General features: G+C 70.7%; 24 protein-coding genes. 8 read left to right on the top strand and 16 right to left on the bottom strand.

What is annotated here, in order from left to right; genetic code table 11:
- Positions 1-15: 15 nt before the first annotated feature.
- The 4 genes from sdhC to ACYVK5_RS06010 are packed head-to-tail and all read left to right on the top strand — an operon-like array spanning position 16 to position 3,488.
- Positions 16-396, top strand: coding sequence for a succinate dehydrogenase, cytochrome b556 subunit (gene sdhC / locus ACYVK5_RS06025; RefSeq protein WP_460702790.1), 381 nt, complete (start codon positions 16-18; stop codon positions 394-396).
- Positions 396-878: a succinate dehydrogenase hydrophobic membrane anchor subunit gene (locus tag ACYVK5_RS06020; RefSeq protein WP_460702788.1), complete on the top strand. Its 483-nt coding sequence runs from the start codon at positions 396-398 to the stop codon at positions 876-878. The genes sdhC and ACYVK5_RS06020 overlap by 1 nt, the downstream gene beginning before the upstream one ends.
- Before the next feature lie 10 nt (positions 879-888).
- Positions 889-2,721 carry a succinate dehydrogenase flavoprotein subunit gene (sdhA, locus tag ACYVK5_RS06015; RefSeq protein WP_460702786.1) on the top strand — a complete coding sequence of 611 codons (1,833 nt, stop codon included), beginning with the start codon at positions 889-891 and terminating at the stop codon, positions 2,719-2,721.
- Positions 2,721-3,488, top strand: a complete 768-nt coding sequence (locus tag ACYVK5_RS06010) for a succinate dehydrogenase iron-sulfur subunit (RefSeq protein WP_460702784.1) — start codon at positions 2,721-2,723, stop codon at positions 3,486-3,488. Before sdhA ends, ACYVK5_RS06010 begins: the two co-directional genes overlap by 1 nt.
- A gap of 144 nt (positions 3,489-3,632) precedes the next feature.
- Here the strand turns inward: ACYVK5_RS06010 and ACYVK5_RS06005 are convergent, their stop codons facing one another.
- The 7 genes from ACYVK5_RS06005 to sigE form a co-directional block, all read right to left on the bottom strand.
- Complete coding sequence (locus tag ACYVK5_RS06005) at positions 3,633-4,526, bottom strand: YihY/virulence factor BrkB family protein (protein ID WP_460702782.1); 894 nt, start codon at positions 4,524-4,526, stop codon at positions 3,633-3,635.
- 7 nt (positions 4,527-4,533) lie between these two features.
- On the bottom strand, positions 4,534-5,073 hold the full coding sequence (locus ACYVK5_RS06000; RefSeq protein WP_460702780.1) for a 2'-5' RNA ligase family protein: 540 nt from the start codon (positions 5,071-5,073) through the stop codon (positions 4,534-4,536).
- The gene (gene trpS, locus ACYVK5_RS05995) at positions 5,070-6,146 is read right to left on the bottom strand and encodes a tryptophan--tRNA ligase (RefSeq protein ID WP_460702778.1); all 1,077 of its coding nucleotides are present in this window, start codon (positions 6,144-6,146) and stop codon (positions 5,070-5,072) included. Before trpS ends, ACYVK5_RS06000 begins: the two co-directional genes overlap by 4 nt.
- Positions 6,147-6,199: 53 nt before the next feature.
- Positions 6,200-6,571 (bottom strand): twin-arginine translocase TatA/TatE family subunit, encoded by a 372-nt coding sequence (locus ACYVK5_RS05990; RefSeq protein ID WP_460702776.1) that lies wholly within the window; start codon positions 6,569-6,571, stop codon positions 6,200-6,202.
- A gap of 32 nt (positions 6,572-6,603) precedes the next feature.
- On the bottom strand, positions 6,604-7,680 hold the full coding sequence (locus ACYVK5_RS05985) for a S1C family serine protease (RefSeq protein ID WP_460702774.1): 1,077 nt from the start codon (positions 7,678-7,680) through the stop codon (positions 6,604-6,606).
- 287 nt (positions 7,681-7,967) lie between these two features.
- Positions 7,968-8,927 carry an anti-sigma factor family protein gene (locus ACYVK5_RS05980; protein ID WP_460702772.1) on the bottom strand — a complete coding sequence of 320 codons (960 nt, stop codon included), beginning with the start codon at positions 8,925-8,927 and terminating at the stop codon, positions 7,968-7,970.
- Positions 8,924-9,517, bottom strand: a complete 594-nt coding sequence (gene sigE / locus ACYVK5_RS05975; protein ID WP_460702770.1) for an RNA polymerase sigma factor SigE — start codon at positions 9,515-9,517, stop codon at positions 8,924-8,926. Before sigE ends, ACYVK5_RS05980 begins: the two co-directional genes overlap by 4 nt.
- A gap of 143 nt (positions 9,518-9,660) precedes the next feature.
- Here sigE and ACYVK5_RS05970 point away from each other — a divergent pair, with 143 nt between their 5' ends.
- Positions 9,661-10,266 (top strand): O-methyltransferase, encoded by a 606-nt coding sequence (locus ACYVK5_RS05970; RefSeq protein WP_460702768.1) that lies wholly within the window; start codon positions 9,661-9,663, stop codon positions 10,264-10,266.
- A gap of 18 nt (positions 10,267-10,284) precedes the next feature.
- On the opposite strand, the gene ACYVK5_RS05965 is transcribed toward ACYVK5_RS05970, so the two are convergent.
- The 4 genes from ACYVK5_RS05965 to dapE form a co-directional block, all read right to left on the bottom strand.
- Positions 10,285-10,452, bottom strand: coding sequence for a DUF3117 domain-containing protein (locus ACYVK5_RS05965; protein ID WP_123815402.1), 168 nt, complete (start codon positions 10,450-10,452; stop codon positions 10,285-10,287).
- A gap of 168 nt (positions 10,453-10,620) precedes the next feature.
- Positions 10,621-11,631 carry a dihydropteroate synthase gene (locus ACYVK5_RS05960; RefSeq protein ID WP_460702766.1) on the bottom strand — a complete coding sequence of 337 codons (1,011 nt, stop codon included), beginning with the start codon at positions 11,629-11,631 and terminating at the stop codon, positions 10,621-10,623.
- Positions 11,628-12,443, bottom strand: coding sequence for an LOG family protein (locus ACYVK5_RS05955; RefSeq protein ID WP_460702764.1), 816 nt, complete (start codon positions 12,441-12,443; stop codon positions 11,628-11,630). Before ACYVK5_RS05955 ends, ACYVK5_RS05960 begins: the two co-directional genes overlap by 4 nt.
- Positions 12,444-12,509: 66 nt before the next feature.
- Positions 12,510-13,697, bottom strand: coding sequence for a succinyl-diaminopimelate desuccinylase (gene dapE / locus ACYVK5_RS05950; RefSeq protein WP_460702991.1), 1,188 nt, complete (start codon positions 13,695-13,697; stop codon positions 12,510-12,512).
- An 89-nt stretch (positions 13,698-13,786) separates the two neighbouring features.
- On the opposite strand from dapE, the gene dapD reads away from it, so the two are divergent.
- Both dapD and ACYVK5_RS05940 read left to right on the top strand, forming a co-directional pair.
- A complete protein-coding gene (dapD, locus tag ACYVK5_RS05945) occupies positions 13,787-14,740 on the top strand; it encodes a 2,3,4,5-tetrahydropyridine-2,6-dicarboxylate N-succinyltransferase (RefSeq protein WP_460702762.1) in 954 nt (317 codons plus the stop codon).
- A 163-nt stretch (positions 14,741-14,903) separates the two neighbouring features.
- Positions 14,904-15,863, top strand: a complete 960-nt coding sequence (locus tag ACYVK5_RS05940) for a hypothetical protein (RefSeq protein ID WP_460702759.1) — start codon at positions 14,904-14,906, stop codon at positions 15,861-15,863.
- 111 nt (positions 15,864-15,974) lie between these two features.
- On the opposite strand, the gene ACYVK5_RS05935 is transcribed toward ACYVK5_RS05940, so the two are convergent.
- The 5 genes from ACYVK5_RS05935 to ACYVK5_RS05915 form a co-directional block, all read right to left on the bottom strand.
- Complete coding sequence (locus tag ACYVK5_RS05935) at positions 15,975-17,708, bottom strand: ABC transporter ATP-binding protein (RefSeq protein WP_460702757.1); 1,734 nt, start codon at positions 17,706-17,708, stop codon at positions 15,975-15,977.
- A gap of 4 nt (positions 17,709-17,712) precedes the next feature.
- Complete coding sequence (locus ACYVK5_RS05930) at positions 17,713-18,654, bottom strand: ABC transporter permease (protein WP_460702755.1); 942 nt, start codon at positions 18,652-18,654, stop codon at positions 17,713-17,715.
- A 25-nt stretch (positions 18,655-18,679) separates the two neighbouring features.
- Positions 18,680-20,203 carry an ABC transporter permease gene (locus tag ACYVK5_RS05925; protein ID WP_460702753.1) on the bottom strand — a complete coding sequence of 508 codons (1,524 nt, stop codon included), beginning with the start codon at positions 20,201-20,203 and terminating at the stop codon, positions 18,680-18,682.
- A gap of 123 nt (positions 20,204-20,326) precedes the next feature.
- Entirely contained in the window at positions 20,327-22,147 is a 1,821-nt protein-coding gene (locus ACYVK5_RS05920) for an ABC transporter substrate-binding protein (protein WP_460702751.1), read from the bottom strand.
- A gap of 298 nt (positions 22,148-22,445) precedes the next feature.
- Complete coding sequence (locus ACYVK5_RS05915) at positions 22,446-22,928, bottom strand: cold shock domain-containing protein (RefSeq protein WP_460702749.1); 483 nt, start codon at positions 22,926-22,928, stop codon at positions 22,446-22,448.
- Between the two features lie 203 nt (positions 22,929-23,131).
- Here ACYVK5_RS05915 and ACYVK5_RS05910 point away from each other — a divergent pair, with 203 nt between their 5' ends.
- The gene (locus ACYVK5_RS05910; protein ID WP_460702747.1) at positions 23,132-23,719 is read left to right on the top strand and encodes a carboxymuconolactone decarboxylase family protein; all 588 of its coding nucleotides are present in this window, start codon (positions 23,132-23,134) and stop codon (positions 23,717-23,719) included.
- Positions 23,720-23,791: the final 72 nt, after the last annotated feature.

Raw genomic sequence — 23,791 nt, 5'->3', positions numbered from 1 at the left:
TAGGAGGCTCCCGAAGTGCCCACCGCACAAGGCGGCACGCTCTATCGCGGCCGCGAAGGCATGTGGTCCTGGGTCGCGCATCGCGTGACCGGATTCGCGATCTTCTTCTTCCTGCTCGTCCACGTCACGGACACAGCGCTGGTACGCGTGTCGCCCGAGGCCTACAACGCAGTGATCGGCACCTACCAGACACCGATCATGGGACTCGGCGAGGTGGGCCTCGTGGCCGCGATCGTCTTCCACGCGTTCAACGGCATCCGGATCGTGCTCGTGGACTTCCTCGCCAACGGGCCCCGCTACCAGAGGGTCATGCTCTGGATCGTGCTCGGTCTCTTCGTCGTGACGATGGCGGGCTTCCTGCCGCGTCACCTCATGAACGTCTTCGGAGGCCACTGATGAGCGCGACACACGGAACCCCGGCGGTGGCCGAGAAGGTGGGCACGCTCGATGCGCCCCGCTCGCCCTACCGGCGCAAGAAGACCACGCGCGGCAACTACGAGCTGTACTCCTGGGTGTTCATGCGGGCGTCCGGCGTAGTGCTCGTGGTGCTGGTGTTCGGGCACCTGTTCGTCAACCTGATGGTCGGCGACGGCGTGTCGGCGATCGACTTCGCCTTCGTCGGTGGCAAGTGGTCGAGCCCGTTCTGGCAGATCTGGGACCTGCTGATGCTCTGGCTGGCGATGATCCACGGCACCAACGGCGTGCGCACGATCATCAACGACTACGCGGAGCGCGACGTAACGCGCGGTGTCCTGAAGGGGCTGCTGTACCTGGCCTTCACGATCGTGGTGGTGCTCGGCACGCTCGTCATCTTCACGTTCGAGCCGTGCCCCGTGGGCGCGGACCCCGAGCTGCTCGCCTCGTTCTGCACCGCCTAGGAGAAAAGCCTTGATCACCCACCAGTACGACGTCGTGATCGTCGGTGCGGGCGGCGCGGGCATGCGCGCCGCACTCGAGTCCTCCACGGAGGCTCGTACCGCGGTCATCTCCAAGCTGTACCCCACCCGCTCCCACACCGGTGCCGCCCAGGGCGGCATGTGTGCCTCGCTCGCCAATGTCGAGGAGGACAACTGGGAGTGGCACACGTTCGACACCATCAAGGGTGGCGACTACCTGGTCGACCAGGACGCGGCCGAGATCATGGCCAAGGAGGCCATCGAGGCGGTCTTCGACCTGGAGCGCATGGGCCTGCCGTTCAACCGCACCCCCGAGGGCAAGATCGACCAGCGCCGGTTCGGCGGGCACACCCGCAACCACGGTGAGGCCGCGGTGCGCCGCGCCTGCTACGCCGCGGACCGCACCGGCCACATGATCCTTCAGACGCTCTACCAGAACTGCGTGAAGCAGGACGTCGAGTTCTTCAACGAGTTCTACGTGCTCGACCTCATCACGGACCGCGACCTCGCCATCGAGGACGTCGAGGAGGGCGCCGAGGTCAACGCGACCGGCGTCGTCGCCTACGATCTCGCGACCGGCGAGATCCACGTCTTCCAGGCCAAGGCGGTCGTGTTCGCCACGGGCGGCGCCGGGAAGATCTTCAAGACGACGTCGAACGCGCACACCCTGACCGGCGACGGCATGGCGCTCGCCTACCGCCGCGGCCTGCCCCTGGAGGACATGGAGTTCTTCCAGTTCCACCCGACGGGCCTCGCCGGGCTCGGCATCCTCCTGTCGGAGGCGGCCCGGGGCGAGGGTGGCATCCTGCGCAACGCCGACGGCGAACGGTTCATGGAGCGCTACGCCCCGACGATCAAGGACCTGGCGCCGCGCGACATCGTCGCCCGGTCGATGGCCAACGAGGTGCGCGAGGGCCGCGGGGCGGGGCCGAACAAGGACTACGTCCTGCTCGACCTGACGCACCTGGAGCCCGCGCACATCGACGCGAAGCTGCCGGACATCACCGAGTTCGCGCGGACCTACCTCGGCATCGAGCCCTACACCGAGCCGGTGCCGGTGTACCCGACGGCGCACTACGCGATGGGCGGCGTGCCCACGAACGTGGCCGGCGAGGTGCTGCGCAACGGACACGACGTCGTCAAGGGCCTGTACGCGGCCGGCGAGGTCGCCTGCGTCTCGGTGCACGGCTCGAACCGTCTCGGCACCAACTCGCTGCTCGACATCAACGTGTTCGGCAAGCGCTCCGGGCGGTCCGCGGCGGCGTACGCGAAGACGGCGTCGTTCCACGAGCTGCCGGAGAACCCGACCGGGCGCGTCGAGGCGCAGCTGACCGAGCTGCGCGAGCGGCCCGACGGCGAACGCATCGCGGACATCCGCCGGGCCCTGCAGGAGACTATGGACGCGAACGCCCAGGTGTTCCGGACCGGGGAGTCGCTGAACCAGGCGCTGTCGGACATCCGCGAGCTGACCAAGCGGTACCGGAACGCGTCCGTGCAGGACAAGGGCAAGATGTTCAACACGGACCTCCTGGAGGCGATCGAGCTGGGCTTCCTGCTCGACATCGCGGAGGTCACCGTGGTCGCCGCGCTGAACCGGAAGGAGTCACGCGGCGGGCACTACCGCGAGGACTTCCCGGACCGCGACGACAAGAACTACATGCAGCACACGATGGCGTACCGGCGGCCCACCGCCGCGGCCGACGAGGCCGACGGGCACATCGCGGGCTACTTCGATCACGTCGAGGAGTTCGACGGCTACAAGGTGGTACTGGGCTCCAAGACGGTGACCCAGACCCGGTACGAGCCGATGGAGCGGAAGTACTGATGACTGCTGTGATGGAGAAGGCCGACGCGAGCGCGAAGACGGGCGAGATCCCGAGCTTCGACGTGACGATCAAGGTCCGCCGGTTCAACCCGGAGGGTGACGCCGCCGGCGAGTCGCACTGGGACGAGTTCCGCATCACCGCGTACGGCACGGACCGCGTGCTGGACGCGCTGCACAAGATCAAGTGGGAGCACGACGGCTCGCTGACCTTCCGCCGGTCCTGCGCGCACGGCGTGTGCGGGTCGGACGCGATGCGGATCAACGGCCGCAACCGCCTGGCGTGCAAGACGCTGCTGAAGGACGTCAACCCCGACAAGCCCATCCTCGTGGAGCCCATCAAGGGCCTGCCCGTGGTGAAGGACCTGGTCGTGGACATGGAACCGTTCTTCGCGTCCTACCGCGAGATCATGCCGTTCCTCATCACCACCGGGAACGAGCCCACCAAGGAGCGCATCCAGTCCGCCGAGCAGCGTGAGCGGTTCGACGACACGACGAAGTGCATCCTGTGTGCCGCGTGCACGTCGAGCTGCCCGGTGTTCTGGACCGACGGCCAGTACTTCGGCCCGGCGGCGATCGTGAACGCGCACCGGTTCATCTTCGACAGCCGCGACGAGGGCGCCCAGCAGCGCCTGGAGATCCTGAACGACAAGGAAGGCGTGTGGCGTTGCCGCACCACCTTCAACTGCACCGAGGCGTGCCCGCGAGGCATCGAGGTCACGAAGGCGATCCAGGAGGTCAAGCGCGCGATGATCACCCGCGCGTTCTGAGCCGGTGAGAACGGCCGCCTTCCCGTCCCGGGGAGGCGGCCGTTCTCATGCCCGGCAGGGCGAGCGGCTGATCGGTCCGTCGATGAGTGATCGGCAGTTTGAACTGCCGGTCACTCGCGAAGCTGCCGACCACGCGCCGTCACGTCAGCCGCCCGCGGCGGCCCCCACCTCGCCGTCCACGCGATCCCCGTTCGCCTCCGCCGCCCACGCGCACGCCAGCAGCAGCACCCGCGCCACCAGGTTCACCAGGATCAGCACGCTGACCAGGACCGCGAAGCCCGCCAGGAGGGCGTTGCGGGAGGCCGACGCCACGATGACCGAGCTTCCCGCCCAGCGCAGCAGGCCCGTCGTGACGCCCACCGCGAGGGCCGCCGTGACCAGTTCACGCCTCGGGATGCGGACGCCCGCGACGTACCGGATGACGCCCGCCACGACCGCGGCGTCGACGACCACCCCGGCGACGAGCCCCAGCACCTGCACGACGGCGCGGCTGGCGCCCCCGAGACCGATCAGGTCCAGGAGCCAAGGCGCCGCCGTGCTCACCGCGACGCCGACGGCCGCGGCCACGAGCACCCCCGCGAGCAGCAGGAGGAAGCCGCCCAGCTGCAGCAGGCGCGCCACCACGGCGTTCGGCCCGTCGTCGGACAGGTCGAACATGGAGCGCACCGCGACGCGCAGCGCCCCCATGAACCCGGTCGCGGACCACAGCAGCACGACCACCGCGATCACCGACGTCAGGCTGAACGCGCTCGTCAGCAGGAGGTCCTCCGGCTCGATCACCCCGCCCGATCCGGTGTCGATCAGCCCCGGGACCCATTGGTCCACCTGGGCGAGCACCTCGGCCTGCAGGTCCTCGTCACCGCCCAGCACGGCGGAGAACGCGGTGTAACCGATCGTCAGGGCGGCGAACAGGGAGAAGAGCGCGGTGTAGGCCATACCGCCGCACAGCACGCTCCCCCCGCGCTCGGAGTACCGCGCGAGGGTGCGCCCCGGCCGTGACTCCTGCCACCGCCCCCAGAGCTTCTTGACCCCGCGCACGCCCGCGTCAGCGCCCCAGGCCGAACTCTCGCTGAGGACGCCACACGCCGTCGTCCCCGTGCTCGTACTGCCAGAAGCCGCCGACCTCGAACCGCGCCTCGAAGTCGCGCAGCGCCTCGTAGGCCTTGTCGAGGCGGTCGTCCGGCACCTCGTGCGCGATCGTCACGTGCGGGTGGTAGTTGAACCGCAGGTCCTGGGCCAGCATGCCCGTGCGCACCCGCGACTCGATCGTCTCGCACTCGGCGATCCCCTGCGCGAGCGCCACGAACACGACCGGCGACACGGGCCGGAACGTGGCCGTCCCCCGCAGGTGCACCTCGAACGGCCGGACCGACGCCGCGACCTGGTCCAGGTGCTCCCGCACCTTGTCCAGGTCCGCCTGATCGATGACGGTGGGCCCCAGCAACGTGATGTGCGGCGGGATCAGGTCCGCGAGCGGGTCGCCCACGGCCGAGCGGGCAGCGGCGAGCTGGGCCGCGTGCGGCTCCGGGACCGCCACGGCGATCCCGATGCGCACCTGCCCGGGCGCACGATCCGGGATGTTCACCGGAGTTCCCCGGCCCGCGCCGGGAGCAGGCCGAACCGGTCCTTGATCCGGTCCAGCACCGGCTGCGCGATCGCGCGGGCCCGGTCGGCGCCGTCGGCCAGGACGGCGTCGAGCTGGGCCGGGTCCTGCAGGTAGCCGTTCGCACGCTCCTGGAACGGCTCCAGGAAGGCGACGACGGCGTCGGCCAGGTCCACCTTGAGGTGGCCGTACCCGCGCCCGTCGTACTCGACGGCGATCTCGTCGACGTCGCGGCCGGTGACCGCAGAGAAGATGGTCAGCAGGTTGGAGACGCCCGGCTTCCCGGCCGGGTCGTACCGCACGCCGTAGGTCTCGTCCGCGTCGGTCACCGCCGACTTGATCTTCTTGGCGGCCCGCTTCACGTCCTCGAGCAGCAGGAGCGAGCCCTTGCCCGCCTCCGACTTGCTCATCTTCGCGGTGGGTTCCTGCAGGTCGTAGATCTTGGCGACGTCCTTGACGATGTGGGCGTCCGGCACGACGGCGGTGCCCTCGCCGAAGCGCGTGTTCAGCCGCTCGGCCAGATCGCGAGAGAGTTCCAGGTGCTGCCGCTGGTCCTCACCGACGGGTACGAGGGCGGCGTCGTACAGCAGGATGTCCGCCGCCATGAGCACGGGGTACGTGAAGAGGCCGACCGTGGTGCCCTCGGTCCCCTGCTTCGCCGCCTTGTCCTTGAACTGCGTCATCCGGCTCGCCTCACCGAAGCCCGTCTGGCAGGACAGCAGCCAGGCCAGCTCGGTGTGCTCGGGCACGTGCGACTGCACCAGCAGGATCGAGCGCTCCGGGTCCACCCCGCCGGCCAGGTACTGCGCGGCGGTACGCCGGGTGCGCTCGCGCAGGACGGCGGGGTCCGGGTGGACCGTGAGAGCGTGCAAGTCCACCACGCAGTAGAGCGCCTCGTACGAGTCCTGCAACGCCACCCACTGCTGCAACGCGCCGATGTAGTTCCCGATGGTCAGCGAGTCGTGCGTGGGCTGCATCCCGGAGAAGATGCGCTGCTTCACGGGACGGTCGGCCACGGCCGCGTGTCCCGTCGCAACCTGAGTTTCAGACGGCATGGAGAACATTCTGGCAGGCCGTGACCCGAGCGGACGAATCTCGTCCGCGGACGTCAGGTGGCCTCGTCGTCGTAGGGGGGCCGCCCGCCGGGCGCGGTCGTCCCGGCCGCGCTCTCCTGGCGCGACTCCGGCGCGGCGGGAGGGGTCCTGCCGAACTCGCCGTCGAGCGGCCCGTCGTCCAGGAGGGCGTCGCGCACGATCTTGCGGGGGTCGTACTGCCGCGGATCGAACTTCGACCAGTCGACGTCCCGGAACTCCGGCCCGAGCTCCTCGTCGACCCGGCTCCTCGCGTCGGTGAGGTACGCCCGAGCCCGCCGCACGGCGCGCCCCAGCTGCTCGGCGTAGCCTGGCAGGCGCTCCGGCCCGATGAGCACGACCGCCAGCACCACGATGAGACCGAGCTCCCAGCCGTTGATCCCGAACACGCGCCACAGCCTACCCGCGCGACCCGCGACTTCTAGCCACTGGTCTTCTCGTCCAGGACGACCCGCACCTCGCGGCCCTCGCCCTCGCTGCCGGACCGGACCCGGAGGGTGACGGCGTCTCCCGGCGCCAGGGCCCGGATCGCGACGATCAGCTCGTCGGACCGGGACACCGGCCGGCCGTCGATCGCCAGGATCACGTCGCCGGGCGCGATCCCGGCCCGGTCGGCGGGGCCACCAGGCGTGACCGGCGGCTGGCCGCCCTGCGCCGAGTTCGTGACCCTGACGCCCTCGCCCTGGTAGGTCTGGTCGAGCAGCACGCCGATCACGGGGAACGTGGCCGCGCCGCTCTCGATGAGCTGTTCGGCGGTCCGCCGTGCCTGGTTGGACGGGATCGCGAAGCCGAGCCCGATGTTGCCCGTCGCGGTGAGCGAGCCGGGCGCCTGCGCGATCGCCGAGTTGATCCCGATCACCTCGCCCGCCGAGTTCAGCAGCGGGCCGCCCGAGTTGCCGGGATTGATGGCGGCGTCGGTCTGGATCGCGTCGATGAACGCGGTGGCGGACTGCTCTCCGGCCTGGACGGGACGATGCAGGGCGGACACGATGCCGGTGGTCACGGTCGCGTCCAGCCCGAGCGGCGATCCGGCCGCCAGGACGTCGTCGCCCACGACAACGGCGTCCGAGTCGCCCAGCACCAGCGGCGTCAGCCCCGTTTCCTCGACCTTGAGCACCGCGAGGTCGTAGTCCGGGGTCGCCCCCACGACCTCCGCCCGCTTCTCGTGCCCGTCGGAGAACGTGACGAAGACCGGCGCATCGGACGACGTCGCCTCCGCGACGACGTGATTGTTGGTGAGGATGTAGCCGTCCTCCTTGAGGACCATGCCCGATCCGGTGGCCTCGCCTTCGGTGCCTCGCACCGCGATCGAGACGACGCTGGGCAGTGCCTCGGCCGCGATCGCGGCGACGGAGCCCTCCGGGCGCTCGACGGGCGCGCCACCGACCGCCTCGGGAAGGTTCGCGTCGGCCGGACGCGCGCCGTCCTCCCGCGCGTCCATCAGGGCCGACCCTCCGATGCCGCCCACGAGGCCGGCGAACAGGGCGAGTGATGCCACGAGGGCGACGGACCCGGGCCCGAGGCCGCCACGCGAACGTGGCCGGTCCGCGGGAGGCGGCGGCGGTGGGGGCGGTGGCACCGGGCCGGGAACCGGCCGCGCCACGGTGGTGAGCGGGACCGGTGGGTTCGCCGGCGTCCCTGCCTCGTGCAAGGCCGGCCCGCCCGCGCCGGGCCGCCCGGCATCCGGCCCCGAAGCAGTGGCCGGAGGCGTCGGCGGGACCAGGTGCGGGGCCGCCGTCTCCCGCCGTGACGCGGGCGTCGGTGGTGCGAAGGGGTTGTCGTCGCTCATGGACTGCTGATCGCTCCCGTAGCCGTACTCCACCCGCGTGCGATGCGGGACAGGACCCCGGCATCGTAGTCACGGGCGGGGAAGGATGCCACGAGTTCGGTGAGCATGTCCTCGGGCAGATCAGCCACGACGTCGACCACCACGTCGTCCGACTGCCACGCCAGGTGCACGGGCTGGCGGGCCAGCACCTGGACCGCTTCCTCCCCGGCCAGCCTGCCCAGCTGCTCGCGCACGACGGCGTGCCCCGCCTCGCCCGACAGGTCGATCTCGAGGACCTGTCCCTCGTCGCCGACCAGCCGCACCGCGGTGATCTCCAGACCGTCGGGCAGCTCGGACGGCGCGGCCCAGCCCTCCGCGCCGACCCAGTCGAGCGCGGCGGCGCTGCGCTGCTCCGGGATCGCGCCGGCCGGGGCGATCCCGCCCAGGATGTCCGTGCCCGCCGCCCGTTCGTCGGGTCCCGTCCGCGCGAGCATCGTCATCGCGTCGGCGGCGGAGACGCCCGGCGTCACCTGCGGGCTCTGGCCCAGTCCGAACAGCACCAGGCCGAGCGCACCCACACCGCCGGCGCCGAACGCGAGCAACCGCGCCGTCCGGCGGCGACCCGTGGGGACGTGCCCGCTCAGGCGGACGCTGTCGACCAGTCCGGGCAGTGGGACACCACCCCATCCCGGCCGGGTCTGCGCCGTGTCGAACGTGGGGCGGCGGGGGCTGCGCAGCGGGTCGTCGTCCGTGCCCGGGATCGACGCCTGGAGCGCGATGAGCCGCGCGGTCAGCGAGGGGTCGGGCCGGACGTCGTCCATCGCGGACGACAGCAGGCGACGCGCGCGCCGCGCGTCGTCCAGCTCGCGCGCGCACGCCCGGCAGACCGCCACGTGCTCCAGGGCCTGCTCGGTCCGGCTCGCGTCGAGCTGTCCGTCGGCGAGCGCCGAGATCCAGGATCCGAGGTGCGGGGTCATGCCTCACCCCCGGGATCGCCGGCTCGCACCGCCTCGGGAGACCGGTGCTCCAGCGCCTCCCGGAGCTGGGCGCGCGCCCGGTGGATCCGCGAGCGCACCGTGCCCAGTTTCACGTTCAGGGTCTTGGCGATCTCCTCGTAGCTGAGCCCCTCGATGTCGCACAGCACGACGGCCGCCCGGTACTCGGGCCGCAGCTCGTCGAGCGCGTGCTGCACGTCGTGTCCGAGGTTGGCGTGCTCGAACTCGCGCTCGGGGCGGCCTTGTTCTCCCGTGGCGGCCACGGCGCCGTCGTCGTCCCCCATGGCCTCCATGCGGATCCGCTTGCGGCGGCGGGCCATGTCGAGGAAGAGGTTGGTCGTGATGCGGTGCAGCCAGCCCTCGAACGTGCCGGGCGTGTAGCTCGACAGCGACCGGAAGACGCGGATGAAGGTCTCCTGCGTCAGGTCCTCGGCGTCCTGCTGGTTACCGGTCAGGCGGTAGGCGAGCCGGTAGACGCGCGCGGAATGGTCGCGCACGATCTCCTCCCACGTGGGAGGTTGCCAGGGCTCCGCGGGGACCTGGCTCCGATGTTCCGGCTGCGACGTACTCACAAGACTCATCGTCCCTCACAACGCCGAAACGTCTCCAGTCGTTCCCGTGACACCGGTAGCCTGGCCCCCGAACTCACCTGGAGGATGTCATCAGCGCAGCCACGGAGCACACGGGCGGCCGCAACGCGAAGGCCGCGGCGTGGATGTACAGCGAGTCGTTCGTGCCCGAGGACGACGTGCTGCTGCGTGCCCGCGAACGCGCCGCCGATCTGGGTTGCCCGTCGGTGCTGCCCGGGACGGGGGCCCTGCTGCGGGTGCTGGCCGCGTCGATGCGCGCGCGGGCGGTGGTCGAGGTCGGCACGGGGGCCGGCGTCGCGGCCCTGTGGCTGCTGCGCGGTATGCCCGAGGACGGTCAGCTCACGACCATCGACCGCGAGGTGGAACATCAGCGGGCGGCCCGCGAGTCCTTCGCCGAGGACGGCGTGGACCCGCGGCGCACGCGCATCATCCCGGGACGCGCCGACGAGGTGCTGCCCCGGCTCACCGACGGCCACTACGACCTGGTGCTGGTGGGTGCCGAGCCGTACGCCTACCCGGAGTACGTGGAGCAGGCGCTGCGGCTCCTGCGCCCGGGCGGGCTGCTCGCCGTCGACGACGCCCTGCACCGCGACCGCGTCGCGGACCCGACCCGCCGCGACGAGATCACGACGATCGTGCGGGAGGTGGGCCGCGCACTCCGCTACGACGACCGCGTCATGCCTGCCATGGTTCCCAGCGGCGACGGCCTGTTGCTGGCGGTCAGGCGCTGATTCCCCGTCGGCGACCGCTCAGCCGACAACGCCCTTGAGAGCCTCGCCGAGCTCTGTCGCCTCGGTCGCGTTGAGCTCGACGACCAGCCGTCCGCCGCCCTCGAGCGGAACACGCATGACGATGCCGCGCCCCTCCTTGGTGACCTCCATCGGCCCGTCACCCGTACGCGGCTTCATCGCAGCCATGTGTGGCTCTCCCATTCCGTTGTCCGTTACTGTGTGCTTCGTCCTCCGCCAGCGTCGCCGTGTGACAGAGGGCACCGGCCCATTCTAGTCGAATTCGAGCCACGTTCTTCACACTTCCGTTTCCTCCCGGAACCGCCCCGCCGTGCACGTCGGGCGTGCTCGTCGCGGTCAGCCGAGGCCCCGGAGGGCGGCCGCGGGCGGAGCCTCGTCGCGCAGCGCGGCCACCATGTCGAGGACTCGTCGCGTGGCACGGACGTCGTGCGCGCGGAAGACCCGTGCGCCGAGCCAGGCCGCCACCGTCGTCGCCGCGAGCGTGCCCTCCAGCCGCTCGGCCGGCGGCAGGTCGAGCGTCTCGCCCACGAAGTCCTTCCGGCTCAGCGCCATCAGGAGCGGGTAGGGAAGCTCGGCCAGCGCCGCAGTGCGGCGCAGCAGGTGCAGGGAGTGCCAGGTGTTCTTCCCGAAGTCGTGCGTCGGGTCCACGATCACCGACGACGGCGGTACCCCGGCAGCCACGGCACGTTCGGCGGCCGCTCGCAGCGTGGCCAGCACGTCGTCGACGACGCCGTCCCGCGCATCGGGGACGGGCGGGCCGCCCGGCGCGCCGGCCTCCGCGGGCCCGGCGGCCGGGGGCGACGGGTACTCCACGCGGTAGGGATCCGTCCTCGGGGCCGCCCCGCCTGTGTGCGAGCACACGACGCCCACCCCGGCCGCGCCCGCCACCTCGACGAGTGCCGGGTCGTGGCCCGCCCAGGTGTCGTTGATCAGGTCGGCGCCGGCGTCGACGGCGGCGCGCGCGACGCCGGCACGCCACGTGTCCACCGAGACCAGGAGCTCCGGCAGCTCGGTGCGGACCCGCGCGACGAGCGGCACCACGCGCCGGATCTCCTCGGCCTCGTCCACCGCGGGGCCGACCCCGGCGCGCACCCCGCCGACGTCGAGGATCTCCGCGCCGTGCGCCAGGGCCTGTTCGGCGGCCCGGAGCGCGGCGTCGTCGTCGGGCAGCCTCGCGGGGGCGAAGAACGAGTCGGTGGTGCGGTTGACCACCGCCATGACGACGGGCCGCACGGCGACCCCGTCCCGCCCGAGCTCGCGCCCGCGGAGCACGAGCGGGGCCGATCCCGGCGGGACGGTGCCTGGTGCCCCCGCGGACGCCGTCGGACGCCTCCCCGTTCCGCTCACGCGAGGTCCGCGGCGGACCGTTCCTCGGCCGCCAGCGCCGCCTGCGCCCGGTGCTCGTCGACGAGAGCGACGCCCTTCTCGATGACGTGCTCGACCGCCTCGACGGGGTCGTCGGTGATGTGCAGGAGGTCGAGGTCGTGCGTGGAGATCATGCCGCGGTCGAGGACGGCGGTGCGGACCCAGTCGAGGAGGCCGCCCCAGTAGTCGGACCCGAACAGGACGAGCGGGAAGCTCGTGACCTTGCGGGTCTGCACGAGGGTGACGGCCTCGAAGAGCTCGTCGAACGTGCCGAACCCCCCGGGCAGGACGATGAAGCCCTGGGCGTACTTGACGAACATGGTCTTGCGGGCGAAGAAGTAGCGGAAGTTGATGCCGAGGTTGACGTGCTCGTTCACGCCCTGCTCGAACGGCAGCTCGATGCCGAGGCCCACCGAGACGCCGCCGGCCTCGTGGGCGCCCTTGTTCGCGGCCTCCATGATGCCGGGGCCGCCGCCGGTGATGACGGCGTAGCCGGCCTCGACGAGCAGGCGGCCGATCTCCTCGGCCCGCGCGTAGTCGGGGTGCGCGGGGTCGGTGCGAGCGCTGCCGAAGACGGAGACGGCGGGGCCGATCTCGGCCAGCGCGCCGAAGCCCTCCACGAATTCCGACTGGATCCGCATCACGCGCCACGGGTCGGAGTGGACCCAGTCCGCCTGCGCCCCCTTGGCGAGCAGGCGCTGGTCGGTGGTCTCCAGCGGAATCTGGTTCCCGCGCAGCAGCACGGGACCCTTCCGGTACCCGCGTCCCTGCTGCGGAACTCCGTCGTCACTCATACGGCAAACCTATCCCGCCTGGCCGCCAACGACGGAGCGCGGCAGCGGTATTGACACCGCTGATGGTCAGCCGAGGAGCCAGGTGCGCAGGGCGTCCCGGCAGGCCGCCAGTTCCGCCACCGGGAGGCGTTCGTCGTCCTTGTGGGCCAGGAGGGCGTCGCCCGGCCCGAAGTTGACGGCCGGGATGCCCAGGCCGGCGAAGCGGGCGACGTCGGTCCAGCCGTACTTCGGCCGTGGCTCACCGCCGGTGACCGCGAGCACCGCCGTCGCGAAGTCCTTCGCCATCGGGGCGTCGAGCCCGGGGCGGGCGCCGGGCGAGGAGTCGGTGACGGTCACGTCGAACCCGTCGAAGACCTCGCGGAGGTGCCGCTCCGCCTCCGCCTCGCTGCGCGACGGCGCGAAGCGGTAGTTCACCTCGACCACGCACTCGTCGGGGACGACGTTCCCCGCGATCCCGCCGCGGATTCCCACGGCGTTGAGCCCCTCGCGGTAGTCGAGCCCCTCGACCGGGACGGTGCGCGGCTCGTACCGGGCGAGGCGGCCGAGCACGTCCGCGGCACCGTGGATGGCGTTCACGCCGGTCCAGGACCGCGCGGAGTGCGCGGCGACGCCGCGGGTGCGGACCTCGACGCGCATCGTCCCGTTGCAGCCGCCCTCGATCCCGGCGCTGCTCGGCTCGCCGAGGATGGCGAAGTCGGCGTCCAGCAGTCCGGGGTCGTTGCGCGCGAGCCGGCCGAGGCCGTTGCGCGCCGCCTCGACCTCCTCGTGGTCGTAGAACACCCAGGTGACGTCAACGGCGGGCTCCTTGCCCGGCGTCCCGAGCTCGCACGCGAGGGCGAGGGCGACGGCGACGCCGCCCTTCATGTCCACCGTGCCGCGTCCCCAGAGGACGCGACGGTCGGCGGCCGGGGGAACGGCGGTGCCGGTCGCCGTGGCCACGGCCGCAACGCCCCCGTCGTCCGGACCGCCGTCCTCGATGACGGCCTCCACCAGCCGCGTCGGCAGGTTGGCCGCGACCGGCACGGTGTCGATGTGCCCGGCGACGACGACGCGGCGGTCCCTCCCGAACCGCGTCCGGGCGACGACGGCGTCACCGTCCCGGTGCACCTCGAGGTGCGGGCGGGCGCGCAGCGTCGCCTCGATCGCGTCGGCGAGGGCTGCCTCGGCGCCGGAGACGGAGGGGATGTCGCAGATCGCGGCGGTGAGGTCCACGAGATCGGAACCAGCCGCCAGCAAAACGTCGTCAAATGGGATCACCCCCAGAGGCTAGCCCGCCCACGGAGCCGCGACCGGCAGGTGGGCAGCGGCGGAGGCCCTGACCCGCTTCGCCTACGCTTGCGGGCATGAGTTCGACCGCTACCGAGCCCACCACCGCCTGGGGTCACGGCCTCGCCACGTTCGCCGCCGACGGCAGCGTCCTGGACACCTGGTTCCCGGCCCCCGCCCTCGGGTCGCCGCCGGCCGAGGGATCCGCCGGCGCGGTGCCGCCCGCCGACCTGGTCGCCCTCCAGGGGGACGACGACGCCCGCGGCGTCACCACCCGGGTCGTGACCGTCGTGGCCGACCTGACCACGGGCCCGAAGGACGCCTCCGACGGCTACCTGCGCCTCCACCTGCTCTCCCACCGGCTCGTCCGGCCGCACGGCATGAACCTCGACGGCCTGTTCGGCGCGCTCGCCAACGTGGTGTGGACGAGTGCCGGGCCGTGCGCGGTCGAGGACTTCGAGGCCACGCGCCTGCGGCTGCGGGCGCGGGGCCCCGTCGCGGTGTACGGCGTGGACAAGTTCCCGCGCATGACGGACTACGTTCTCCCGACCGGCGTGCGCATCGCCGACGCCGACCGCGTCCGCCTCGGCGCCCACCTGGCCGAGGGCACCACCGTGATGCACGAGGGCTTCGTGAACTTCAACGCGGGCACCCTCGGCTCCTCCATGGTGGAGGGCCGCATCTCGGCGGGCGTGACGGTGGGCAACGGGTCCGACGTCGGCGGTGGCGCCTCGATCATGGGCACGCTGTCGGGCGGAGGCAAGGAGGTCATCTCGCTCGGCGAGCGCTGCCTGCTCGGCGCGAACTCCGGCCTCGGCATCCCGCTCGGCGACGACTGCGTGATCGAGGCCGGCCTGTACGTCACGGCGGGCACCAAGGTGATGCTGCGCGGCGGCATGACCGTCAAGGCGGTCGAGCTGGCCGGGCAGTCCAACCTGCTGTTCCGCCGCAACTCGACCACGGGTGCGGTCGAGGTGATCGACCGCGTCGGCACGGGTGTCGAACTGAACGAAGCCCTCCACAAGAACTGACGCGACGAAGGGCGCAGCGCAGGGTAGGGGCCGAGGAACGTGGCACCTGCCCGTAGCGGAGCACGAGGAACGTCATCACAAGACCTGACCATCGCCCGCGGAGAATCGCAGGCTCCGCGTTCTAAACTGGGCCGTCTCGTTCGAGGCCACCCGGAAGGTTCGCATGGCCCTGCTCACCCGCTCGTCCGGCGATGCCGCCGGCGGCACCACGGCACGGCGCCGCCGTCCGCTACGGCGTGCCCTGAAGTACCTGATCGCGACGGCGATCGTGGGCACGACGGCGACCGCCGGGGTGGTCCTGCTCCTGAACCACCTGTCGGGCACGGCGCCGCTGAACGAGCGGTGTGCCGCCGAGCTCGACGGCACCGACTGGTACCTGTCCCCCGTCCAGGCCGACAACGCCGCGCTCATCGTGGAGACGGCGGTCCGCCGCGGCCTGCCCGCCCGGGCCGCGACGATCGGGCTCGCCACGGCGCTCCAGGAGTCCAAGCTCGTCAACATCACCTACGGCGACCGCGACTCGCTGGGACTCTTCCAGCAGCGCCCGTCGCAGGGCTGGGGCACCGAGGAGGAGATCCTCGACCCGGTGTACTCCACCAACGCCTTCTACGACGGCCTGGTCCAGGTCGAGGGTTACGAGGACATGGAGATCACGGCGGCCGCGCAGGAGGTGCAGCGATCGGCGTACCCCGACGCGTACGCCCGGCACGAGGTGCGCTCCCGTGCCTGGGCGTCGAGCCTGACGGGCCACTCGCCTGCCTCCCTGACCTGCGAGATCGCTCCCGTCGAGGAGGAGTCCGCGCTGGCGGCCGCTCCCGCGCTGGACGTGGTGGCCGGGCGACTCGGACGGGACCTGGGGCTGGGACCGTCGGGGACGACGTCGTCCGGCGCGGCGGTCGAGGTCGACGCCACGCCGCTGACGGCCGACGACGCCACGCGCGGCGGCTGGGCCGTGGCGCACTGGGCCGTCGCCACGGCCGCGGAGACGAACGTCGTCGAGGTGCGGGTGGCGGACCGGGTCTGGACCCGCGAGACCGCGGAATGGACGGAGGCCGCCGAAGCTCTCCCGGCGGGCCAGGTCCAGATCTTCCCGGCGGTGGCCGAGCAGGAGGTCCGCCGGTAGGCGGCGTCGCCCACGGGACGAACAGGTCCCCGGCAACGAGAAGGGAGCCGCCGACCGAGCACCAGCCCGGCCGGCGGCTCCCGCCAGACCCTCGACGAACAGCCCTACATGTCAGAGGTGGAGTTCCGCCGACTCCTCGCCCAGCGACGTCAGGAGGGCGTGACGCGCCTCGCGCCGGCGGCGCTGCTCCCCCGGCTCCGGGACCGGCGCCGCGGCCAGGAGGCGCTTCGTGTAGTCCTCGCGCGGGTTCCGCAGCACGTCCTCCCGCATGCCCTGCTCCACGATCTCGCCGTCCTGCATGACGACGACGCGGTGCGCCAGCAGGTCGATGACGGCCAGGTCGTGGCTCACGAAGAGGCACGCGAACCGGTACCGCTCCTGCAGCGACGTGAACATCTTCAGCACGTTGGCCTGCACGGACACGTCGAGGGCCGACGTCGGCTCGTCGGCCACGAGAAGTTCGGGCTCCAGGGTCAGCGCGCGGGCGATGCTGATGCGCTGCCGCTGCCCGCCCGACAGCTCGTGCGGATAGCGGTTGTAGACCGCGGACGGGAGCTCGACGGCGTCGAGCAGCTCCAGGACCTTCTCGCGGCGCGAGCGGGCGTCGCCCACCCGGTGCACCACGAGGGGCTCGGCGATGAGGTCGCCGATCGGGAACCGGGGGTTGAGCGATGCCGCCGGGTCCTGGAAGACCACGCCGATGCGCTTGCGCAGTTCCTTGAGCTTCCGGCCCCGCGTGGTCCGGAAGTCCTGCCCGAGGATCGACACCGAGCCGGACCTCGACGGGATCAGCCCGAGGGCGCACTTGGCGATCGTCGACTTGCCGGAGCCCGACTCGCCCACCAGCCCGACGATCTCGCCCGGATCGACATGGAAGGTCACGTCGTCGACCGCGCGGAAGGCCGGCTTGCCGATCCGGTGGTACTCGATGACCAGGTTCCGCAGGTCCAGTGCGGTGGCCTCACCCGCCACGGGCGCCGCGGGCTGCGTGACCTCGCCGAACTGGCCCGGCCCCTCGCCGAGGTGCGGTACCGCGGCGAGCAGGCGCTTGGTGTACTCGTGCCGCGGGTGGTTGAGCACCTGGTCCACGGTGCCGGTCTCCACGAGGTCGCCCTTGAGCATGACGGCGACGCGGTCGGCCATGTCGGCCACGACGCCCATGTTGTGGGTGATCAGCAGGATCGCCGTGTCGAGCTTCTCGGTGAGCGAGCGCAGCAGGTCGAGGATCTCGGCCTGCACGGTGACGTCGAGAGCCGTGGTGGGCTCGTCGGCGACGATCACCGCGGGGTCGCAGGAGATCGCCATCGCGATGACGACACGCTGCCGCTGCCCGCCGGACAGCTCGTGCGGGTACTGCTTGAGCCGGCGCTCCGGCTCGGGAATGCCGACCATGCGCAGCAGCTCGGCCGCGCGTGCCCAGGCCTCCGTGCCAAAAGCGATGCCGTGCAGCTGCAGGCCCTCGGTGAGCTGGTCACCGATGGTGAGCACCGGGTTCAGCGCCGTCATGGGCTCCTGGAACACCATGGCGACGTCGTTCCCGCGCAGCTTGCGCAGGCCGTCCCTGTCCAGCGATCCGACGACCTTGCCGCCGACGCGGACCGTGCCGCTGATCCGGGCGTTGCCGGGCAGCAGCCCGAGCGCGGTCGTCGAGGTCACCGACTTCCCGGAGCCGGACTCGCCCACGAGGGCGACGACCTCGCCGGGCCGGACGTCGAGGTCGATGCCCTTGACGGCGTCGACCTCGCCGAACTGCGTCCGGAACGTGACGCTCAGGCCCTCGAACGAGAGGACGGCGTCCCCGGAGGTCTCTGCAGCACCGGTGGTGGAGATGTCGAGTGTGGTCACGGTGTCACTCCTTGGTGCTGGTCTGCCGGGGGTCGAACGCGTCGCGCAGACCGTCCCCGATGAAGTTCACGGACAAGGCGATCGCGAGGATCATCAGGCCGGGCCACCAGAAGAGCCACGGCCGGGTGAGGAACGCTCCCTGGTAGTCGGAGATCAGCGAGCCGAGCGAGACGTCCGGCGGCTGCACGCCGAACCCGAGGAAGCTCAGGCTCGTCTCCAGCAGGATCGCCACGGCGATGGTCAGGGTCGCCGACACGGTGATGACGCCCACGGTGTTGGGCAGGATGTGCCTGACGATGATCCGGCCCGGGCTCGTGCCGACGGCACGAGCCGCCATGACGAAGTCCCGCTCGCGCAGCGACAGCACCTCACCACGCACAAGGCGCGCCAGGCTGGTCCAGACGAGCACCCCCAGCGCGAGGATCAGCAGATTGAGTTCTCCCTCCGACATCCGCGCCAGCACCGCCGCGATCGCGAGCAGCGGGATGATGATGACGACGTCCGTCAGCCGCATCAGCAGCGAGTCGACGACTCCGCGGAAGTATCCGGCGACCGCACCGATGAAGGTACCGATCAGCGTGGAGATGATCCCGACGCCGAACGCGATGTACAGGGAGATCTGCGTCCCGCGCATGGTCAGCGCGAAGTAGTCCTTGCCGATGGTGTCCTGGCCGAACGGGTGCTCCCACGTCGGGGAGCCGTCGCCGATCTTGTCGTACGCGGTCGAGATGTCCTTGTCCCACCAGCCCGGGATCGAGCCGATCCCGATCGACGTGAACGCCACGACCATGACGACGGCCATCACCACCATGGCGACGATGGCGCCCCGGTGCCGGAGGAAGCGCCGCAGCACGATCTGGTTGGCACTGTATGACTTGGCCTCCGGAACGAGTTCCTCGTCCGGGGCGAGGACGGGGTCGCCGCCGCTCTTCGGTGTTTCGCTCATGAAAGTTCTCCTCCCGATCGGCGGGTCAGCGCCGGATCCGCGGGTCGAGGGATGCGTAGGCCAGGTCGGCGAGCAGGTTCATCACGACCACAGCCGTTCCGGTGACGAGGAAGAACGCCATGACCGGAGCCGGGTCGACCTGCCTCAGTCCCGTGATGAACAGTTGCCCCATGCCCTGCCAGCCGAACACCGTCTCGGTGATCACGGCGCCGCCGATCAGGGCCGCGAAGTCGAAGGCGACGATCGTGGTGATCGGGATGAGCGAGTTCCGGAAGGCGTGCTTGACGACCACCTCGCGCTCCGAGAGGCCCTTGGCCCGGGCGGTGCGCACGTAGTCCTGGTTGAGCACCTCGAGCATCGACGACCGGGTGAAGCGCGAGTGGGCCGCGATGGAGACCAGGGCCAGCAGGGCGGTCGGGAGGATGAGCTGGGTGCCGTAGTCGATGAGGCGCTGCCAGAAGTCCCCGGTGAAGTTCGGCGTCTGCGATCCGATCGTGGAGATCGGCCGGGACTTCAGTCCGAGGAAGGAGGCCCAGTAGCCCACCAGGATGTCGGCCACCACGATGACGGACGTGAGCACGCCCGTCACGCCGGTGATCAGCATGACCTGCTTCTTGTTGTACCCGCCCCAGAGCCGGCCGATCAGCAGCGAGACCGCGATCGCCAGCACGAACAGCCCGAACAGGCCCAGCCACGACGGGTCCGCCAGCAGAGGCGTGAAGGCGAGGACGGCGTAGGCGACGATACCGACGACGGCCGTGGTCAGCGCCGCGTACAGCGCCGTCCGATTGCGGATGCCCGACACGATCGCGGTGACCAGCACGGCGGCGCCGCACGCGGCGATCAGCGCCATGAAGGGGCCGGAGATCGGGTTCCGGTACCAGTCCAGCAGGTTGAGCACGAACAGCACCACGACCACGAACGCGAACGTCACCCCGCCGGTGACCAGTTTGCGCCGGGTGGTACCGCCGAGCGTGGACGGTATGACGATCGCCAGTACCGCCGCTATGAGGATCATCGTCAACGGCCCGAGCTGGCCCGTCGCGATCCAGTCGTTGAACCGGATCGCGCCGAACTCCTTGAGCAGCACCGCGGCCCAGAACACCGGCAGCGAGAAGAAGAGGAAGGCCGCGAAGGTCACGCCGTAGTCGAACCCGGAGTACTGCCGGATCGCGGTGAGGATGCCGAGGGCTACACCCACGACGATCGCGATCAGCGTGGCCGCCGTCACCAGGCGCAGCGTGGACTGCGCGGCGAGGCCGGTCAGGAAGAGGACGTCCTGACCGCTGCGGTTGACCCCGAAGTCGCACGAGCCCGTGAAGCACCCGGCCACGCCCTGGAACCACATCCAGTACCGCTCGTACCAGTCCAGGTCGAGGTTCATGGTCGCGATACGAGCGTCGATCTGCTGCTGGATGTTGTCGGCGTTGGATCCGCGCAGGTCCGAGAGCGGGTCTCCGGAGTTCACCGTCAGCCAGAACATCAACACTGATGAGAGCAGCAGGACGACGACGGACGCGAGTGTGCGTCTCACAATGAATATGAACACGGGTTCGTGGCCCTTCACAGGCGGCCGCCGATGGGCGGCGTGGGGGGTTGAGAGCGGAGAGACATGCCTGCGGGGAAGGGAGCACACGCTCCCTTCCCCGCAGGTGGTGGGATCAGCGGCGGATCACTCCGCGCGCACCCACTGCTCGGCGTTCCACGAGACGCCACCCTGCGTGGCCGTCGCGCGGACGTTGTTCACCGACGAGCTGGAGGCGACGACGCCCGGGTGGGCGTACAGCGGGATACCGAACAGGGAGTCCCACAGCTCCTTCTCGATGATCTTCGTCTGCTCCGTGTGCACGGCCGCATCGGTAGTGCTCGAGAGCGTGCCCCACGCCTCGTCGACCGTCTCGTTCGAGTAGCCGCCGTAGTTCTGGCCGCCCGGCGTCGAGTAGATGTTCTCGCCCGAGGTGATCTGACCGGAGCCGGCCCAGGCGAACAGCGCGACCTCGTAGTCACCGTTGCCGAGTTCCTCGTCGAAGAACGTCGGGGAGCCCCCGTCGACGATCTCGAAGCCCGCCTCGTCACACGAGGCCTTGATCGCGGCGACCGTGTCGGTACGGCGCGGGTTACCGTCCAGGTAACCGATCCGGATCTCCGTACCCTCCTCGAGGCCCGACTCGGCGTACTTGGCCTGCGCGGCCTCGATGTCGGGCTCGTCGTACCGGCCGTCGTAGGACTCGGAGACGACCTCCTCGTAGTCCTCCTGGAACGGGAACACCTCGCGGGCGTTCATCACCACGGCGGTGGAGTCGACCGGCTTGATCAGGTCGTCCACGATCTTCTGGCGCGGCACGCACAGCGCGAACGCCTCGCGGGCAGCCAGGCCGCCATTGCCTTCGGCGAAGGCGCTGGTCTCGCCGAAGTTGAAGTCCAGGTGCTCCCAGATCAGCGTCTGACCCGTCTCCAGGTTGACAGCGTCACCCAGGGCCTCGAGCTGCGTGATCGTGTCGACGACCGGGCCGTTCGGCTGGATCACGTCGAGGTCGCCGTTCTGCAGCGCCTGGATCTGAGCATCGGAGGAGATCTGCCGGAAGGTCAGGGTCTCGGACGCCGGCGCCGGGCCCCAGTAGTCGGGGTTGGCGGTGATCGTCACGGACTGACCGGCGGACCAGCCGCCCTCGGCGAACATGTACGGGCCGCTCGACGGGGTGAGCGCCGGGTCCGGCAGCTCGCCCGGCTTCTCAAGAAGCCAGCCCTCGTTCCAGAACTCGGCCGCGTCCCCGAGAACATCCATGTCGAGGGCGTGAATGGCGTCCACGAGTTCCTCGTTCGTCACGCCGACCTGGTCGGCCACGACGTGGGCCGGGTACGCCTGGTCGATGAGGATCTCCCAGTCGGCGTTCACCCGCTCGTAGTTGTAGGTGAACTGCTTGGCGTCCGCGGCGTCCGCCTCCGGGCCCTCAGGGACGTAGTCTCCCAACGTCAGGCCGCCCACGTGGGTGAACAGCGGATCCTCGGTGGCGTCGTCGGAGACCTCGCCGTCCGCGGTGATCGCCTGCGCCGCCCAGTCCAGCAGGTAGTCCGCGTAGGTGATGGGCGTGCCGTCCGACCAGACCGCGTCGTCGCTGATGGTGTACTGGACCTCGGTGTCCGACAGTGCCTCGTACGCGCCGAAATTGTCGTCGTGGCAGATCGTGCCGTCGGTGCCGAAGTAGTAGAAGCTGCTGACGAGCCTGTCCATGATCGCGCTGTTGTACGTCGAGTTCGTGTCGCCCGTGCGCGCGTTGTAGGCGAAGAACTCCTGCTCGTTCGCCACCTTGATGTCGCCCTCAGCCGTGGTGACGTCGCCGAGGTCCGCCTTGCAGGGGCCATCGGCCTCCACCGAGCCGTCGTTCGACGCCCCATCGCCCTCGTCGCCGCCCAGCGGGCTCGAGCACGCCGAGAAGAGCAGCGCACCGCTGGCCACCGCCGCGATCGCGGCGCTCAGTCGCCTGATCTTCAATGTTCCTCCTCAAGGAAAATGACGCGGGCCGCGGGCCGTCCGGCCCACGGCGAGGGCTCATCACGCTCCCTCGCATGAAGTGGCCCACGTCATGGTTTCCGCTCACGTTACTCAGCCCGGACCCGGCCGTCGCCCACCTGGTTCCTCACGCCAACCGATCGTTACCGACTCGATATTGCCTGGTAGCACCTCTGTTCACAAGTGCCTCGCGACGAAACATTGCGGAAACACGCCAAGCGCTTGCCGCATAGGGGTGGCGGGATGCCGCCACATCTGACGGCATCCCGCCACCGTCTGATCAGGCCGGATCGCTCACCCATCCGTGCGCCGCCGCCAGCGCGACGACGGCCTGCCGGGTGAGCACCACCTGCTCCCCGGTCAGGGACGGCACACCGGCGAGCAGCATCTCGGTGACCTCGGCGGTGAGCTGGCGGCCCGTGACGGAGTCGCCGTCCTCGGCACCGGTGTCGGGCAGCACGATCGTCGGCGCCGGACCCGGAAGGCCGCCCAGGACCGTCGTCGTCCCGTTGGCCGGGGCGGCGGCGGGAACAGCCTGCGGCTGCGCCACCGGCGTCGACACGAGCGTCACCTGCGACGCCTTCGGCCCCCGGTCACCCTCCTCGGTGTCGAACTCCACCACGGCACCCACCACGAGCTTTCGCTTGTCGAACTCGAGATCGTTCACGTGCAGGAACACATCGTCCCCGCCCTCGTCCGGCGCGACGAATCCGTATCCGCGCACCTCGTCATATCGGATCACCCGACCCTGGACCACTCTCATCACCTTCAACCTCTGGACAACACTTCGACTGCGAGTCTATGACCAGCGGACAAGGTTCGCGCCAGGCGGGCCGGCGCCGCGCCGCGCCGCGCCGCACCATCCCGCCGCCACGCGAGTGACACCGGTCACCTTCTTCTCGCTCCCGTCACACCCCGCGCCCGGCCCGTGTCGTGGTGGGTAGGAGCGACAAGAAGGAGAGAACCATGACCACCACCCGCGTTCCCGCAGCCGAGATCACCGGCTTCACCGGCACGATCGTCAAGTGGGCCGCCAAGAAGAGGCTGGGCACGGTGCCGGCGAGCCTCGGCGTCATGTGGCACAACCAGCGCGTGCTCAGGTCGAGCATGGGCCTCGGCGGCAAGATCCAGAAGTGGGACGCCTGCGACGAGAGCCTGAAGACGTTCGCCCACATGGCGGTCGCGTCGCAGGTCGGCTGCAGCTGGTGCCTCGACTTCAACTACTTCGAGGCGCACAACAAGAACCTCGACATGGACAAGGCGCGCGACGTGCCGCGCTGGCGCGAGTCGGACGTCTTCACGCAGCTCGAGCGCGACGTGATGGCGTACGCGGAGGCGATGAGCCAGACCGAGCCGACGGTCACCGACGAGATGGTGGACTCCCTCATGAAGCGGCTCGGGCCCGCCGCGCTCGTCGAGCTGACGTCGGTGATCGGCTTCGCGAACCTCACGACGCGGTCGAACGTCGCACTCGGCATCGAGTCCGACGGTTTCGCGGCGGCATGCGGCCTCAAGCCCCTGGCCGAGCCGACGCACCGCGCACAGACCGCGTGAGGGACCCCGCGTAGCACTGCAGCCACACCAGCCACGTGATCGGTACGTCGGCGAATGATCGGCACGTCGAAC

It is taken from the genome of Myceligenerans halotolerans (assembly GCF_054782975.1).
This window is presented reverse-complemented; position numbering and strand designations above follow the sequence as displayed.

Excerpts from the sequence above, each read along its gene's own strand:
- ACYVK5_RS05930 (WP_460702755.1), bottom strand. The coding sequence starts at position 18,654 with ATGAGCGAAACACCGAAGAGCGGCGGCGACCCCGTCCTCGCCCCGGAC.
- ACYVK5_RS05965 (WP_123815402.1), bottom strand. The coding sequence starts at position 10,452 with ATGGCTGCGATGAAGCCGCGTACGGGTGACGGGCCGATGGAGGTCACC.
- ACYVK5_RS06020 (WP_460702788.1), top strand. The coding sequence starts at position 396 with ATGAGCGCGACACACGGAACCCCGGCGGTGGCCGAGAAGGTGGGCACG.
- ACYVK5_RS06010 (WP_460702784.1), top strand. The coding sequence starts at position 2,721 with ATGACTGCTGTGATGGAGAAGGCCGACGCGAGCGCGAAGACGGGCGAG.
- ACYVK5_RS05915 (WP_460702749.1), bottom strand. The coding sequence starts at position 22,928 with ATGAGAGTGGTCCAGGGTCGGGTGATCCGATATGACGAGGTGCGCGGA.
- dapD (WP_460702762.1), top strand. The coding sequence starts at position 13,787 with ATGAGTTCGACCGCTACCGAGCCCACCACCGCCTGGGGTCACGGCCTC.
- ACYVK5_RS05910 (WP_460702747.1), top strand. The coding sequence starts at position 23,132 with ATGACCACCACCCGCGTTCCCGCAGCCGAGATCACCGGCTTCACCGGC.
- ACYVK5_RS05940 (WP_460702759.1), top strand. The coding sequence starts at position 14,904 with ATGGCCCTGCTCACCCGCTCGTCCGGCGATGCCGCCGGCGGCACCACG.
- ACYVK5_RS05955 (WP_460702764.1), bottom strand. The coding sequence starts at position 12,443 with ATGAGTGACGACGGAGTTCCGCAGCAGGGACGCGGGTACCGGAAGGGT.
- trpS (WP_460702778.1), bottom strand. The coding sequence starts at position 6,146 with ATGCCGTCTGAAACTCAGGTTGCGACGGGACACGCGGCCGTGGCCGAC.
- ACYVK5_RS05980 (WP_460702772.1), bottom strand. The coding sequence starts at position 8,927 with ATGACCCCGCACCTCGGATCCTGGATCTCGGCGCTCGCCGACGGACAG.
- ACYVK5_RS05970 (WP_460702768.1), top strand. The coding sequence starts at position 9,661 with ATGTACAGCGAGTCGTTCGTGCCCGAGGACGACGTGCTGCTGCGTGCC.